The sequence below is a fragment of the Pseudomonas sp. S11P7 genome, assembly GCF_023195435.1.
Lineage (GTDB): Bacteria > Pseudomonadota > Gammaproteobacteria > Pseudomonadales > Pseudomonadaceae > Aquipseudomonas > Aquipseudomonas fluorescens_G.
Genome location: NZ_JALPKS020000002.1, coordinates 4,861,525 through 4,875,629, shown reverse-complemented (window position 1 = coordinate 4,875,629; position 14,105 = coordinate 4,861,525). Strand labels below are relative to the sequence as shown.

The following is a 14,105-nucleotide window of genomic DNA, read 5'->3' as shown; positions in this document are numbered from 1 at the left end:
CAGGCGCTCATATTAGCGCCGACGGCCAGTGATGCGCACCCAGCCGTCGCGATTGGCAATCGGGTCGAGGTCGAAGTCCTGTGCATAAGCGGCGGCGACTTCGTCACCTTGTTCGGCGAGGATGCCCGAGAGCGCCAGACGCCCACCAGGCTTGACCAGCCCGGACAGTTGCGGCGCCAGGGAAACCAGCGGGCCGGCGAGAATGTTGGCGACCAGCACATCGGCTTTGACCTGCGGCAGATCTTGCGGCAGATACAGCGGGAACAGTTCGTCGGCGATATGGTTGCGCCCGGCATTGTCGCGCGACGCTTCCAGCGCCTGCACGTCGATGTCGGTACCGACCGCTTGTTTCGCGCCCAGCAATAACGCCGCGATCGCCAGAATCCCCGAGCCGCAGCCGAAGTCGAGCACGTTGCAGTCTTTCAAATCCTGGCCGTCGAGCCATTCCAGGCACAGCGCGGTGGTCGGGTGCGTGCCGGTGCCGAAGGCCAGGCCCGGGTCCAGCAGCAGGTTGACCGCGTCAGGCTCGGGCGCGGCGTGCCAGCTCGGCACGATCCACAGGCGCTGGCCGAAACGCATCGGCTGAAAACCGTCCATCCAGCTGCGCTCCCAGTCCTGATCTTCGATCACTTCACTGTGGTGCTCGGGCAACGGGCTGCCGGTCAGCAACTCCAGATGAGCCAGAACCGGCTCCGGTTCGGTGCCACCCTCGAACAGCGCCAGCAGATGGGTGTGCGACCACAGCGGGGTGGTGTTGAGTTCCGGCTCGAAGATCGGCTGGTCTTCGGCGTCCATGAAAGTCACCGACACGGCGCCGACTTCGAGGAATGCGTCCTCGTAGGTTTCGGCTTGTTCCGGGGTGATGGCGAGACGGACTTGCAGCCAGGGCATGGCGGTTACCTTCGAAAATCTGTGGAGCAGCCCGAAGCTGCAAAAGCGCGCAGTTTACGCCAGGTCGCCGGCAAAGTGGACAAGCCGCTTTGCTGTTACACATTGGCCGGCGCGATATACCCGTGTATCGCCTTGACGCGTTTGTCGGCAAATACAGTAGAGGCTCATTTCTACGCAACGACGGGCTGGGATATGGCGAGTCAACAAGGGATTGTAGAAGAAACGGCAAGCGCCGCTGCGTCCACCGGGACGGTGCAGGAGATTCTGCTGCGGATCACGCGCTGGCAGGTGCTGCTCGACAAGCGTCTGAGCAGCCAGATGAGCTTGCTGGAGGCCATGGAAGATTTCGCATTGACCGAACTGCGCAGTCATTACCCTGATGGCAATATCGATCCGGGGTTTGTGCAAGCCCTGCTCGACGCGATTCTGCAAAAAATCATCGATGGCAAACCGCTGATGTACCTGGCGATCCGCGATTCGCCGTACCGCTGGCCAGGCGGCGCCGACCGCGGGTTGGCCGCCAGCCATCGTCAGGCGGTCATCCAGACAGTGGATAGCGTAGCCGCGCATTTCCTTGTTCAGTACAAGAACTACCTGCGCGAACACTGGCAAACCAAGGAACTTGAGGCGGGGTTCGATCGCTTGGTGTTGCGCAAGCTGCAGCGTTTTATCGACGACATCGACGCGCTGTTCCAGGCAGACCGGCTCGCGGCGCTGACACTGGATCGCTTGCGCAGGCAAATCGACAGGATTCACCGCCGAAGCACTCGCCGGTACCGGTTGACCTCGCTGGCAAGCGGTGCGGAAAAGAAAATGCTTCAAGCACATTCATTCGCACAATTGCCGCATTGGCTGCGAGTGCTGAACGAACCGGACCGTGCCAGGTTGCGCCAGCATCAGCAACAGACGTCAATGGCGCAGGCCGCGCTTGATCACCTGCTGGAAGGCTATGGATCGCTGCGCGCCTACGCCCGTCAACAAGCGATCGATGACATCCTGCTCAAACTCGACATCGAAGTGGAGCCGGACCGGATCGAAGCGCGCTTGAAATGGCGCTCGGCCGTTGGCGAGCCGACGCAAAGCCGCAGCCTGAGCGAATTGCTCGCGGCCGGGCCGATCGGGGAGGATTTCGCTACGGTGCTGGAAGTTACCAGCGGCCCTGCGAAACGTAGTCAGCCACTGGAGCCGACATTCGTTGCCCGGATGCTGGCAGAGCAGGACTACCCGGCGGATTACCTGCAAGAACTGGCCAGCCAGTATGAGCGCGACGACGTACAGCAAGCCGCATTCGACTGGTTTGCCGCGCGACTCAAGCAAAGCGCTTTTATTGCACGTTGCGCGGGGCATATGACGGTGGCTGACCATGCCCGTCTCGAGCAGGCGTGGGCGGCGGGCGTCACGAAAGCAACTTTGCAATTCGCCGCGCTGACACTGCCCAACGGCATGCAATGCGCTGACCTGCTGGTGTGTTATCGCGAAGAAACAGCGCAAACGGTAGAGGACCTCTTGTTGTATGCGCCGAACAAGCCGGACGGCCAGGAGTGGGTGCGGCTGCGTTCGCTGGCCGCATTGACCGGGGAAGTCTGGAGCTGGACGCAGAACGAATCCGGACGCGAGTACTTGTTGCAGCAACTCTCGCCGACTGCAGATCGTGCGGCGCGGGATTACCTGTTAGCCGTATCTGCCAGCCCGGCACTCTGGGGAATGACCAGCGACATCCGTCGTGACCCGTTGCCGTTCGCCGAATGCATCGAAACAGCGGTAAAAATGGGCCTGGCAAAAAATCTGCAGCGCGTCGAGGAAGACAACGCGCTGCGCTGGTACACGACGCTTGGCCTTGAAGCTCGCCGGCGCATCAGCAGCCTGAATCAGGAATTGGTCGTGCATCAGCAGGCTTTCAATGAATTGCTGGGCGGTTTCGAAGTGTTTGTCGACTTCGCCAGGCGCACCGTTGCCGCCGCGATTGCGCCGTACATGCGCAGCAAGAATGTGCTCGAGCCGGTCGACCCGGCGACCGTGTTGATCGATTACAGCCCCGGCGTTGCCGACCGCAGGAAGCAATCATCAGCGAGTCTGCTCGACCTGGCGATCTACGGCTACGACGACAACGCTGGCATTGAACATCCGAAAAGAGGCGTGCGCTCCTCAGTCGGTCAGGATTTGAGTCAGGTGCGCAGTGCCGATCTGGCGCGGTACATGCGTGGAGCCTGGCTCGGTGAACAGTACGCGAAAGAGATCCGTGGCCAATATCTGGACGCTCGCGATGAAATCTACGAGTCGCGTCGGTTCGGCTACCGCAATGTGCTGCTGTCGAAAATGGATCGTGATCTGCGGATTGCCAGAAGTCAGGCGCGATTAAGCGACGCGGTGTATTCAGCGCTGGTTCGTCAGGTTTCGCTGTTGAGTCAACTGCCTGCGCCGGGAGCACATTGGCCGGGCGCCGACATTGCCACGAGTGACGGCGTGTTCAGGCTTACGGTGCGCCATAACGTCGTGCTCGGGGTGTACGTTTTTATCTGCTGCCACCCCGAACCGTCCCGGTGGCTGTACACGCCGGACGCGCCCGACGGTCTGACGGTGCGTCCGTATCTGTCACTGGAGGGCGACGTTGCCGCAACCTTGCATGACTATCTGATGGCGCGCAGCCCGGTTGTTGCGCGCAATACTGTGTCGCGCTCATTGCATGCCATGGCGGCAAGGAAGCAGCGCGTCGATACGCTGTACGAAGCGCAGCGATTGATTGACGCGCGCGATGAGTTCAACGCTTACATCGAGCGCACGGTCACCGACGTGGAGGACATCACCACCAGCCGTGGAGAAATGATCGAGCGACAAGTCGTCAAGGGCCTGATGTTTGGCGCGGCCCCGTTTTGCATGGTGTTTCCGCCGTTTGCCTTGCTGCTCGATATCGTGTTCATCGCGGTCAGCGCCGGCCAGGCAGTCGCGGCGCACCTGGAGGGTGATGTCGATGGCGCGCTCGGTCATTGGCTGGAGGCATCCTGGGGCGCGCTGTTTGCCCTGGTTGGCGCCGGCAGTTCGGTCAAGTTGCTCGCCGGCACGGCCAGAAATCTTAAGCACACGACGCGGCCGGTCTCCTTGTTGGCCGAACGCTTTCAAGCCCTGACGCCGATTCGCAAGGAAACGCTGCCGGCGGTCCGGGAAGTGCGGTTTAGCGCCGGGCAGGCGGTCGGAAAGGCGCCCGAACATTTGCAGCGGGTCACTGAAGAAGGCGTCTTTTTCGGCACTTGGCGCAGTCCGCCCAGTGCTGCGCAGCCTCAGCCGATCTACTACATCCGCAACAAAGGCAGGTATTTCCAGGTCAGGGAAAACCCGCATTTCGGTGGGCTCAGCCTGATTGATGCCAGTCGCCCCACTGCCTTCTATCAGCGGCCGATCCGGTTGACCGCGAGCGGCAAGTGGACACATGACCGGGTCGGGCTGCGCGGCGGCAATGATCAGGTGCGCAATCTTGGTCATGTGAACCATCTGCGCAGCGCGTTTCCCGGACGTGTCGAGCCGGTGCTCAATCGCGGGGCGATGCAGGGGGAGGCGGTGGTGGCAAAGTTCATTGCCGGATCGAAGGACAACTATCTGTTTTCGCTGAACGCGCAGACCTGTGTCATCGCCTCGATGTACAACCCGCTGACGAAGGTTGGCGCGGTCATCCATTTCGATCACAACATTCGCGCGCTGATCGAGCGCACTGTTCGCGACGTGATGAAGCGCTTGGGAGGTTCGGCCAAGGATGTTCGCGCCACGCTGGTGGGGGCGACTGGTTGACGGGTACCGATATCGGTGGACCGGTCAGAAGCGTATTGCGCCAGCAAGGGCTGCGGCCGACCTGGGATTACTGGTCGTATTCTTCTTGTCTGGGTAACAACTATGCCGTGTCGTTGAATTTGCAGAACGGCGTGTCGACCGTGTTCAAGACTTCCGCCAGTCAGGTTGAACGGTTGTATACGCCGGTTTTGCAGCGAGCGCGGTATGCCAATGACGCGGTCTCGACGCGCGCGACGAGCTTTATGCAGCGGGTGCGCAGCAAGCCGTTGTATGAGAATGGCTCGGGCAATGTCGTCGATCAGGCCGGCCGTCAGGCCACCGCGGCGATGATCGAGGAACAGGCTTTCTCTACGGTGTTGATGAATTGATGTGTTTGTTGCAGGCATAAAAAACCCGATCGCAGGATCGGGTTTTTCACGCCAATGCAGTCTTACGACTGTTTGGCCAGCTTGTGCTCAAGGTAGTGAATGTTCACACCGCCTTTGCAGAAGCCTTCGTCACGGACCAGATCACGGTGCAGCGGGATGTTGGTCTTGATCCCGTCGACCACGATTTCGTCCAGGGCATTGCGCATGCGCGCCATGGCTTCGTCGCGGGTCGCGCCGTAAGTGATCAGCTTGCCGATCAGCGAGTCGTAGTTCGGTGGCACGGCATAACCGCTGTACAGGTGCGAATCGACGCGAACGCCGTTGCCGCCTGGTGCGTGGAAATGCTTGACCGTACCCGGGCTCGGCATGAAGGTTTTCGGGTCTTCGGCGTTGATCCGGCACTCCAGCGAGTGACCGCGGATCACCACGTCATCCTGAGTGAACGACAGCTTGTTGCCAGCGGCGATGCTGAGCATCTCCTTGACGATGTCGATACCTGTGACCATCTCCGAAACCGGGTGCTCCACCTGAACACGGGTGTTCATTTCGATGAAGTAGAAACGACCGTTTTCGTAGAGGAACTCGAAAGTACCGGCGCCACGGTAGCCGATGTCGATGCACGCCTTGACGCAGCGAGCCAGTACTTCCTGACGCGCTTTCTCGTCGATGCCCGGTGCCGGCGCTTCTTCGAGAACCTTCTGATGACGACGCTGCAGCGAGCAGTCGCGGTCGCCCAGATGGATGGCGTGGCCCTGGCCGTCGGACAGCACTTGCACTTCGACGTGGCGTGGGTTGGTGAGGAATTTTTCCAGATAGACCATCGGGTTGCCGAACGCCGCGCCTGCTTCGGTGCGGGTCAGTTTGGCGAAGGCGATCAGGTCTTCTTCCTTGTGCACGACACGCATGCCGCGACCACCGCCGCCGCCAGCGGCCTTGATGATCACCGGGTAGCCGACTTCGCGGCCGATGCGCAGCGCCGTTTCTTCGTCTTCCGGCAATGGGCCGTCGGAACCTGGAACGGTAGGAACGCCTGCTTCGATCATCGCGTGCTTGGCCGAGACCTTGTCACCCATCAGGCGAATGGTTTCGGCTTTCGGGCCGATGAAGGCGAAGCCGGAGTTCTCGACCTGCTCGGCAAAATCGGCGTTTTCCGCGAGGAAACCGTAGCCGGGGTGAATGGCGGTAGCGCCAGTCACTTCAGCGGCGGCGATGATGGCCGGGATGTGCAGGTAAGACTGAGAGGCAGACGCCGGGCCAATGCAGACGGATTCGTCTGCCAGACCCAGGTGCATCAGCTCTTTGTCGGCCTTGGAGTAAACGGCGACGGTCTTGATGCCCATCTCTTTGCAGGCACGCAGAATCCGCAGGGCGATCTCACCGCGGTTCGCGATCAGAACTTTTTCCAACTTCGCAGTCATCAAAGGCTCTCCGCGGTTCAAACGATGGTGAACAGCGGTTGGTCGTACTCAACCGGCTGGCCGTCTTCGACGAGGATGGACTCGATCACACCGCTGGTTTCAGCTTCGATGTGGTTCATCATCTTCATGGCTTCGACGATGCACAGGGTGTCGCCTTTCTTCACGGTCTGGCCGACTTCAACGAAGGCTGGCGAGGCTGGCGAAGATTTGCGATAGAAGGTGCCGACCATCGGCGAACGGGCAACGGTGCCGTTCAACGCCGGGGCAGCAGCGGCAACCGGTGCGGCAGCAGCGACTGGAGCGGCGGCAGGTGCAGCGGCCGGAGCCTGCATCGGGGCCGGCGCGTAGTATTGCTGAGCCGGAGTCTTGCTGTGACGGCTGATGCGTACGGACTCTTCGCCTTCCTTGATCTCGAGCTCGTCGATGCCGGACTCTTCCAGCAATTCGATCAGTTTCTTAACTTTACGGATATCCATGAATCATCAACTCCCAAGGGTCGGTCAGGGGCGTTTAACGCTTGTTGTTCAAGTCGTTGCCTGTGTTTCAAGCTGTTCTAGCGCGGCCTCCAGGGCCAGTCGGTAACCGCTGGCGCCAAGGCCGCAGATCACTCCCACCGCTACGTCGGAGAAGTAGGAGTGATGGCGGAAAGGTTCGCGTTTGTGCACGTTGGACAAATGCACTTCGATGAATGGGATGCTCACTCCCAGCAGCGCGTCACGTAATGCGACACTTGTGTGCGTAAAAGCCGCCGGATTGATCAGAATGAAGTCGACACCTTCGCCGCGGGCGGCGTGGATGCGCTCGATCAGTTCGTACTCGGCGTTGCTTTGCAGATGCAACAGATGATGACCGGCGTCACGGGCGCGGCGCTCCAGATCCTGGTTGATCTGCGCCAGTGTCGTCGAACCGTAGGTGCCGGGTTCGCGGGTGCCGAGCAGGTTCAGGTTGGGGCCGTGCAGCACCAGTAGGGTCGCCATCTGCGGAGTCCTTGTCATGAATGAGCAATCGTCAGAACCCGGCGACTATGCCGCAAAGCCTTTGTGACTGTCCAGTTCCATGCAATAGCCAGCACGATGGCCGATGTTTGCGCGAAGTATGTGACCAAGTGCTCTGATCCGGTCATTTGTGGCGCCTGGGCTGACGTCTTCGCGAGCAGGCTCGCTCCCACAGGGGGTGGGTTCCTATTGTGGGAGTGAGCCTGCTCGCGATAGCGGTCTGTCAGACGCGAAAGGCCTGAACGGCTGTATGCAGTTGTCCACCCAATATCAGCAAGTTCTCGCCTTGTTCGCGTCCGCGACCAATACGCAGCAGATTATCCCCACCCAACTGATGAATCCGCTCACTGTGATCACGAATCTCGCTGACCGCACCGCTCTGCTGCGCGGTCACGTCGGCGATGCGGATCGCCGTGTCGGAAATGGTCTGGATCGCCCCGACAATCTTGTCCAGCGCGCCGTCCGCCGCTTGCGCCTGATTGGCCGTGGCCTCGGCGTGTTCGACCTGCGCACGCATGCCTTCGACCGATTGCCGGGCGGCGGTTTGCAGGCCGGCGATCAGCGTCTGGATCTCGGCGGTCGCGCCGGCGGTGCGTTGCGCCAGCGAGCGCACTTCTTCGGCCACCACGGCAAAGCCGCGACCCATTTCCCCGGCGCGCGCCGCTTCAATCGCCGCATTCAGGGCGAGCAGGTTGGTCTGGTCGGCAATCGAGCGAATCACCGTCAGCACGCCGCCGATGGTGGCTGACTCTTCGGCCAGGTGCTCGATCATCTGCGCGTTGCCCTGTACCTCACCGACCAACGCATGCAGACCGGTCAGGCTCTGGCCGATCACCGTCTGACCATGCTCAACGGCTAGGCCCGCGTGGCGGCTGGCGTCTGCTGCCTGCTGGGCATCGCCGGCGACCTGTTGAATGGTCGCTTCCAGTTCGCCCAGCGAATCACGGATCAGTGCGGTGTCGCCGGCCTGATGCTCAGCGCCGCTGTGCAGGTCATTGCTCAATTCGGCCAAGGTGCGGCTGCTGCCGGCGACTTGCTCGGCATTGCCGCGAATGGTCCCGACGAGATCCACCAGATAGGCACGCAAGCGGTTGAGTGAGGCTTCGATGTCGTGCAGTTCGCGGTTGGTCTTGCCCAAGCGGATGTCACTGCTGAAATCGCCCTCAGCCCAGGTCGACAGCGCCGGGGCGAGATTGGTCAAGGTGCGCGCCAGACGGCGCTGCAAGGTATCGATCAGCAGTGCGATGAGCAGAATCAGACCGATCATCACCCCTTGCATCAAGCGCACTTCGCCCTGGATCTGGCCGTGCTGGGCGCGTACGGCCGGTTCCAGAGCCGCGATGGCTTGTTGTACCGCAGCGATTTTCTGATGGGTCGCGACACTTAAATCCGTGCGTTTCTGAATCTGTTCGCGGGTGCGCTCAAGCTCCGCCGGATAACGACCGAGCAAGCTGTTGAGTTCGCGTTTGAGGCCGACGCCAGCGTCTTCGGCGACGGTTTTTTCGCTGTTCTCGATACCCATCATGGCGGCGAAGTCGTCGCTGTCGGAGGCGCTCTGACTGACCACGCCGAGCAAGGGCAGGGCGTCGATGGCTTGCGCTTGGGCGCGGATGTTGCCGACTTCGCGCTCGACATCCGCGGCCAGTTCGCTGCGTCCGCTGCTGACCAGTTTGTCCCGTGCCAGCGAAAGCTTGCCCAGATGCTGCGACGCCACCAGCAGCGGCGTCAGATAGCTCGCGTTACCGTTGGCGTACGTGCTCAGTTGTTCGAGGCTGGCGCTCAATTCGCGCTCGGCTTGCAGCAGCAAAGCCTGCGGATCACCGGCCAGTTTACCGGCGGCGAGCAGGTCGGTCTTGCTGAACTCGGCCAGCCCGGACAGGCTCGGGCGCAGTGATTCAGCCAGCGTCGGCGGTAGTTCAGCGAGTTGGGTTTGCAAGTCATCGATGGCCTGGCTGGCACTGCTCAGACGCAAGGCGTCGCCGCTGGCGAGGTAATCCTCGACGTTGCGCGCGACCTCGTTCTGGAATTGCTGGGACAGGCCCAGATAGCGCTCCATCAGCAGATAGGGGCGCTCCAAGGCTTTTTGCGACCACCACAGCGTGGCGCCGAGTGCCAGGCACACAGCGACCAGCAGCAGCGTATTGAGATTGGTGAGCAACTTCAGGCGCATGACGGCTACCAACGGCAGAAATGGTAAGCGCCTGAATTTATTGCGGTTCTGTTACAGGGTTATGACCGAATCAGTGGATTCCGATGAAAAAGTGGCACTTTGCTTTGAGTGCCGTGCGGTCTGCACCCGATTGCGTCCGGCCCCCTTGGCGCGGTACAGCGCTTCGTCCGCCTGACTGGCCATCATCAGGCTGTCGCAGTCGTCGTGCATTTCCACTACGCCGGCGCTGAAGGTGCACCACAAGTCCTGCGGCTGCGCCGGATAGTGGATTTCGGCGAAGCGCTGGCGGATCTCATCGAGCACGTTGTGCGCCGCTTCAATGTCGGTGTCTGGCATGACGATGGCGAACTCTTCACCGCCGTAACGGCCGATGAAATCGGTCTTGCGCAAGCGCTGCTTGAGAAACAGCGCCAGGCTCTTGATCACCCGGTCGCCCATCGGGTGGCCATGGCTGTCGTTGACCCGTTTGAAGTGGTCGATGTCCAGCATGGCAAAACTCAGCGGCTTGTTCTCGCGGCGGGCGCGGAACGAGCAGTCCTCAAGCAACTGCAGGATGTGCGTGTGGTTGTACAGGCCGGTGAGGCTGTCGCGCACCATTCGTGCTTTCAGATTGCGCGCACGGGCGGCACGGTTGCGCACCGTGGTAATCAGGTGGCGCGGCTTGATCGGCTTGGTCAGGAAGTCATCGCCGCCCTCGCTCATGGCGTCGAGTTGCTTGTCCAGATCGTCCTCGGCCGACAGATAAATGATCGGCACGCTGACGTAACGGTCATTGTGGCGAATCACCTTGGCCAGTTCGGTGCCGGTGCAGGCCGGCATGTACATGTCGAGGATGATCAGATCGGGCTGGAAATCCGCCAGTTCGGCCATCGCCTGGATCGGCTCGATCAACGTGCGGGTGACGATCCCGGCGCTGTTGAGCAGGCGCTCGGTGTGCAAGGCCTGGGCGCGCGAATCGTCGATGATCAGCACTTTATAGGGCTCGTACTGCGCGACGCAGGTGAGCACTTCGATTTTTTCCAGCAGGCTCGACGCTTCGAGGGTGCCGGTGAGAAATTCCTGGCCGCCGGCACGCACGGCGGCGAGACGGGTCGGGGTGTCGGTTTCATGCAGGCTGAAAAACAGCAGCGGCAACGGCTCGTCGAGACCGACCTGGGCTTCAGCCGCAAGCTTGAGGCCGACACCGGGGCCGCTGAAATCCACATCCATCACAATCGCCGCCGGCAGGCGCTCGACCATCGATGAGCGAAACGCCGACACGCTGTCCAGCGCCTGCGCGCTCAGGCCGAAGAATTCCAGTTGTTTGGCCAGCCGTTCAGCGCGGTCGTGATCCTGCAGCAGCACGTAAATCGGTTTGCGCAGCGGCGGCAGAAAGGTCTGCTCAAGCTGATCGCCGTGGCGCAGACCGGTGCGCGACAAACGCTGCATCAAGCGATTGAGGTCGGTGATCAGCCCGCTGCTGAGGCGGCCGCGATTGGCGTCCACCGCTTCCAGCGACTGGCTGATATGCCGCGCCAGTTGCGTGTGCTCAGGCTGTTCGAAGCGCTCGGCGAAACGCAGCAGGCGCAGGTTGGCCTCGCTCAGTTCAGCGAGGTCGACGGTTGACCATTCGCTGCGCTGCAGGCGCTGCCAAATCTCAAGAATCTGCCGCGCCTGATGAATTACCTGCTGGGCAAAGTGGTGCTTGAGACGCTCACGGCTGGGGTCTTCTGGCTCGGTCATATCCTGACTACTAGTTAGGCTGCATGCTGAGATCGACTGGTGGCTCTATGCTAGCACCTCTTTTCCCTTAGACGAGTGTCGTACGTCAATAATCTGATGTGCGACACCATTCAGTTTCTGACTGGCTGGTTTCGTGCCCGGCCTGCCGGGCGCATGCTGCGCTGTGCGCGCGCGTCGCGGATGTTGGCCCAGAGCGCTTTGCGGCGGTGGTGCTCGCCTTGCGGGTCTTACAAGTGCGAGCTAGGACTCAGGGATTCCCCTAGGGCGAGGGCAAGCGTCACTTGCCCGCATCATTTGCGGCTTATCGCAACCGGCCAGTGCCCCGCCAAGGCACGTTGTTGTATGGTTGTGGTCGAACCGTTGAACCCAAGTGATTGAAAGGATATCGCCATGCTGGACTGGAAAAACCGCGCGGGCAGTGCGCCTGAACGTGCCGCCGAGCCCAAGTCGGCCACCCGCAGCTACGTCGGCGGGCTGTTGTTCAGCCGCGCACTGGCCACACTGGTCGGCCTTTATCTGCTGGTGACCATTGGCCTGGGCTGGTACTGGAGCCAGGAGCCGGCGCTGTTTCCGGTGGCGCAAAACGCCCAGGTCGCGGCCGAGAAAGAAGGCAAGCAAATGGTCGTCGGCTATACGACCGTGGAGACTCTGAAAACCGTCGCCGGCACCTTGCTCGACAAGCCGGGCGGCTACATTTCCAACGACCGCTTCCCGCCGGGCCTGTGGATGGACAACACGCCAAGCTGGGAATACGGCGTGCTGGTACAGGTACGTGACCTGACCCGGGCCCTGCGCAAGGATTTCGCCCGTTCGCAATCGCAGTCGGCCGAAGACGCCGATCTGGCCAAGGCCGAGCCGCGCTTCAACTTCGACAATAAAAGCTGGGTGCTGCCGTCCAGCGAGTCGGAATACCAGGAAGGCATCAATTCCCTGAGCCGCTACCAGTCGCGTCTCTCCGACCCGAACCAGAAAAACGCATTGTTCTACGCGCGTGCCGACAACCTCAACAACTGGCTCGGCGATGTCGGCACCCGTCTCGGTTCGCTGTCGCAACGGCTGTCCGCCAGTGTTGGCCGGGTCAAACTCAATACCGCGCTGAAAACCGAAGTGCCCGCCGTCGGCGAAGTGCCGCAGGTCGACGAGGAAGTCGTCGAGACCCCGTGGATGCAGATCGATAACGTGTTTTACGAAGCACGCGGTCAGGCCTGGGCGCTGTCGCACTTGCTGCGCGCAATCGAAGTTGATTTTGCCGATGTGCTGGCGAAGAAGAACGCAACGGTCAGCGTGCGTCAGATCATCCGCGAGCTGGAAGCCTCGCAGGAACCGGTATGGAGTCCTATGATTCTCAATGGCAGCGGCTTCGGCGTGCTGGCCAACCACTCGCTGGTGATGGCCAACTATATTTCCCGGGCCAACGCCGCGGTGATCGATTTGCGTCAACTGCTCAATCAGGGCTGATCAATGAGCCACAACGCCAGGGAGGCAGCCCATCGCGCCGCCTCCGATGCTGAACAGATCGCCTGGGTCGACGAGCACGACAACCTGCTCGGCGCCCTGGTGCGCTCCGACCTGCGCGAGCGTGGGCTGATCGGCCGAGGCACCTACATCATGCTGTTCAATTCCGCCGGTGAGCTGTGCGTGCACCAGCGCACGTTGAGCAAGGCGATTTATCCCGGTTATTGGGACGTCGCTGCGGGCGGGATGGTCCAGGCGGACGAAACCTATGCCGAGTCGGCGGCCCGTGAGCTGGAGGAGGAACTGGGTGTGAGTGGCGTCGAACTCACCGCTCACGACCATTTCTACTTCGAAGACACCGGCAACCGGCTCTGGTGCTCGGCGTTTTCTGCTGTATGGGACGGTCCGCTGAAATTGCAGCCGGAAGAAGTCCTCGAAGCACGCTTTATCCCCGTCGAGCAGGTCATGCAGGAAATCGAGCAGAAGCCTTATTGCCCGGACTCTTTGGCAGCGCTGAAGCGCTATCTCAAGGCGCAGCAAAGCGACGTCGCAAAGAACACATGAATTGGCGCCGATTGGCACTTAGCAATCGCGATTTTTGCCGTTACACTGCGCGACCTTTTCAAGCTGCACCGCGTCGTTTTGCATAAACGTTCGCTGCAGTAGCGCTGCCCCTGCCTGAGTGGGGCTTCGCGGTCGCTGACCTTGCCCAAGGTCGCGATCAGTCTTTGTCCTCCCGAGAGGATTGCCGGTGGCCAAAAAAGCCGCATCCTTCGCCGCCCTGGGCGGCCTGGTATTTTCTACCGACGCAGGTCGTCACTGTCCGGAATGCAGTAAGCCGGTGGACGCCTGTATCTGCAAACAAACCGTGATCCCGGCCGGTGACGGCATTGCTCGCGTGCGTCGCGAAAGCAAGGGGCGTGGCGGCAAGACGGTGACCACCATCACCGGCGTGCCGCTGGCCGAAGACGCGCTCAAGGAACTGGCGACAACGTTGAAGAAACGTTGTGGCACCGGCGGGGCGCTGAAGGACGGCATCATCGAAATCCAGGGCGATCACGTCGAGCTACTCCTGGCGGAACTGATCAAGCACGGTTTCAAAGCGAAGAAGTCCGGCGGCTAGCAGCCTCTGTGAAACCCTCCGGCGGCTTGACCCGGCTTTGCAGCGTTGCAGATCCGGCGTCGTCGCCATGGTTTTCACAGAGCCTGTTCATGACCGGTTTCTAAACTCCACGCAGTCAGTGCGGTCTACCGCCGCACTGACGAACCGTCATTTTCATTCTTTAGACTGCGCCGGCCTGAACGT

The 14,105-nt window shown here is 61.1% G+C and carries 11 protein-coding genes; 5 read left to right on the top strand and 6 right to left on the bottom strand.

Annotated elements, in window-relative coordinates:
* Positions 1-12: 12 nt before the first annotated feature.
* Positions 13-891, bottom strand: a complete 879-nt coding sequence (prmA, locus tag M0746_RS22470; protein ID WP_208938887.1) for a 50S ribosomal protein L11 methyltransferase — start codon at positions 889-891, stop codon at positions 13-15.
* A gap of 192 nt (positions 892-1,083) precedes the next feature.
* Here prmA and M0746_RS22465 point away from each other — a divergent pair, with 192 nt between their 5' ends.
* Together M0746_RS22465 and M0746_RS22460 are read left to right on the top strand one after the other, a co-directional pair.
* Positions 1,084-4,671, top strand: coding sequence for a type III effector 1 (locus tag M0746_RS22465; protein ID WP_258450634.1), 3,588 nt, complete (start codon positions 1,084-1,086; stop codon positions 4,669-4,671).
* The gene (locus tag M0746_RS22460) at positions 4,668-5,039 is read left to right on the top strand and encodes a hypothetical protein (RefSeq protein WP_258450633.1); all 372 of its coding nucleotides are present in this window, start codon (positions 4,668-4,670) and stop codon (positions 5,037-5,039) included. The genes M0746_RS22465 and M0746_RS22460 overlap by 4 nt, the downstream gene beginning before the upstream one ends.
* Before the next feature lie 62 nt (positions 5,040-5,101).
* Here the strand turns inward: M0746_RS22460 and accC are convergent, their stop codons facing one another.
* From accC to gcbA, 5 genes are all read right to left on the bottom strand, one after another.
* Positions 5,102-6,457 (bottom strand): acetyl-CoA carboxylase biotin carboxylase subunit, encoded by a 1,356-nt coding sequence (accC, locus tag M0746_RS22455; protein ID WP_203420579.1) that lies wholly within the window; start codon positions 6,455-6,457, stop codon positions 5,102-5,104.
* A 17-nt stretch (positions 6,458-6,474) separates the two neighbouring features.
* Positions 6,475-6,933 (bottom strand): acetyl-CoA carboxylase biotin carboxyl carrier protein, encoded by a 459-nt coding sequence (gene accB, locus M0746_RS22450; protein ID WP_093105137.1) that lies wholly within the window; start codon positions 6,931-6,933, stop codon positions 6,475-6,477.
* A gap of 48 nt (positions 6,934-6,981) precedes the next feature.
* Positions 6,982-7,434: a type II 3-dehydroquinate dehydratase gene (gene aroQ, locus M0746_RS22445; RefSeq protein ID WP_208938885.1), complete on the bottom strand. Its 453-nt coding sequence runs from the start codon at positions 7,432-7,434 to the stop codon at positions 6,982-6,984.
* Between the two features lie 241 nt (positions 7,435-7,675).
* Positions 7,676-8,719, bottom strand: a complete 1,044-nt coding sequence (locus M0746_RS29595) for a methyl-accepting chemotaxis protein (protein WP_446731307.1) — start codon at positions 8,717-8,719, stop codon at positions 7,676-7,678.
* A gap of 954 nt (positions 8,720-9,673) precedes the next feature.
* Entirely contained in the window at positions 9,674-11,344 is a 1,671-nt protein-coding gene (gene gcbA, locus M0746_RS22435; protein ID WP_258450631.1) for a diguanylate cyclase GcbA, read from the bottom strand.
* A gap of 390 nt (positions 11,345-11,734) precedes the next feature.
* Between gcbA and M0746_RS22430 the strand changes: the two genes are divergently transcribed.
* The 3 genes from M0746_RS22430 (at position 11,735) to M0746_RS22420 (ending at position 13,922) form a co-directional block, all read left to right on the top strand.
* Positions 11,735-12,802 carry a DUF2333 family protein gene (locus tag M0746_RS22430; protein WP_203420587.1) on the top strand — a complete coding sequence of 356 codons (1,068 nt, stop codon included), beginning with the start codon at positions 11,735-11,737 and terminating at the stop codon, positions 12,800-12,802.
* Positions 12,803-12,805: 3 nt separating this feature from the next.
* Complete coding sequence (locus tag M0746_RS22425; RefSeq protein WP_258450630.1) at positions 12,806-13,363, top strand: NUDIX hydrolase; 558 nt, start codon at positions 12,806-12,808, stop codon at positions 13,361-13,363.
* Between the two features lie 187 nt (positions 13,364-13,550).
* The gene (locus M0746_RS22420; protein ID WP_007914613.1) at positions 13,551-13,922 is read left to right on the top strand and encodes a translation initiation factor Sui1; all 372 of its coding nucleotides are present in this window, start codon (positions 13,551-13,553) and stop codon (positions 13,920-13,922) included.
* Positions 13,923-14,105: the final 183 nt, after the last annotated feature.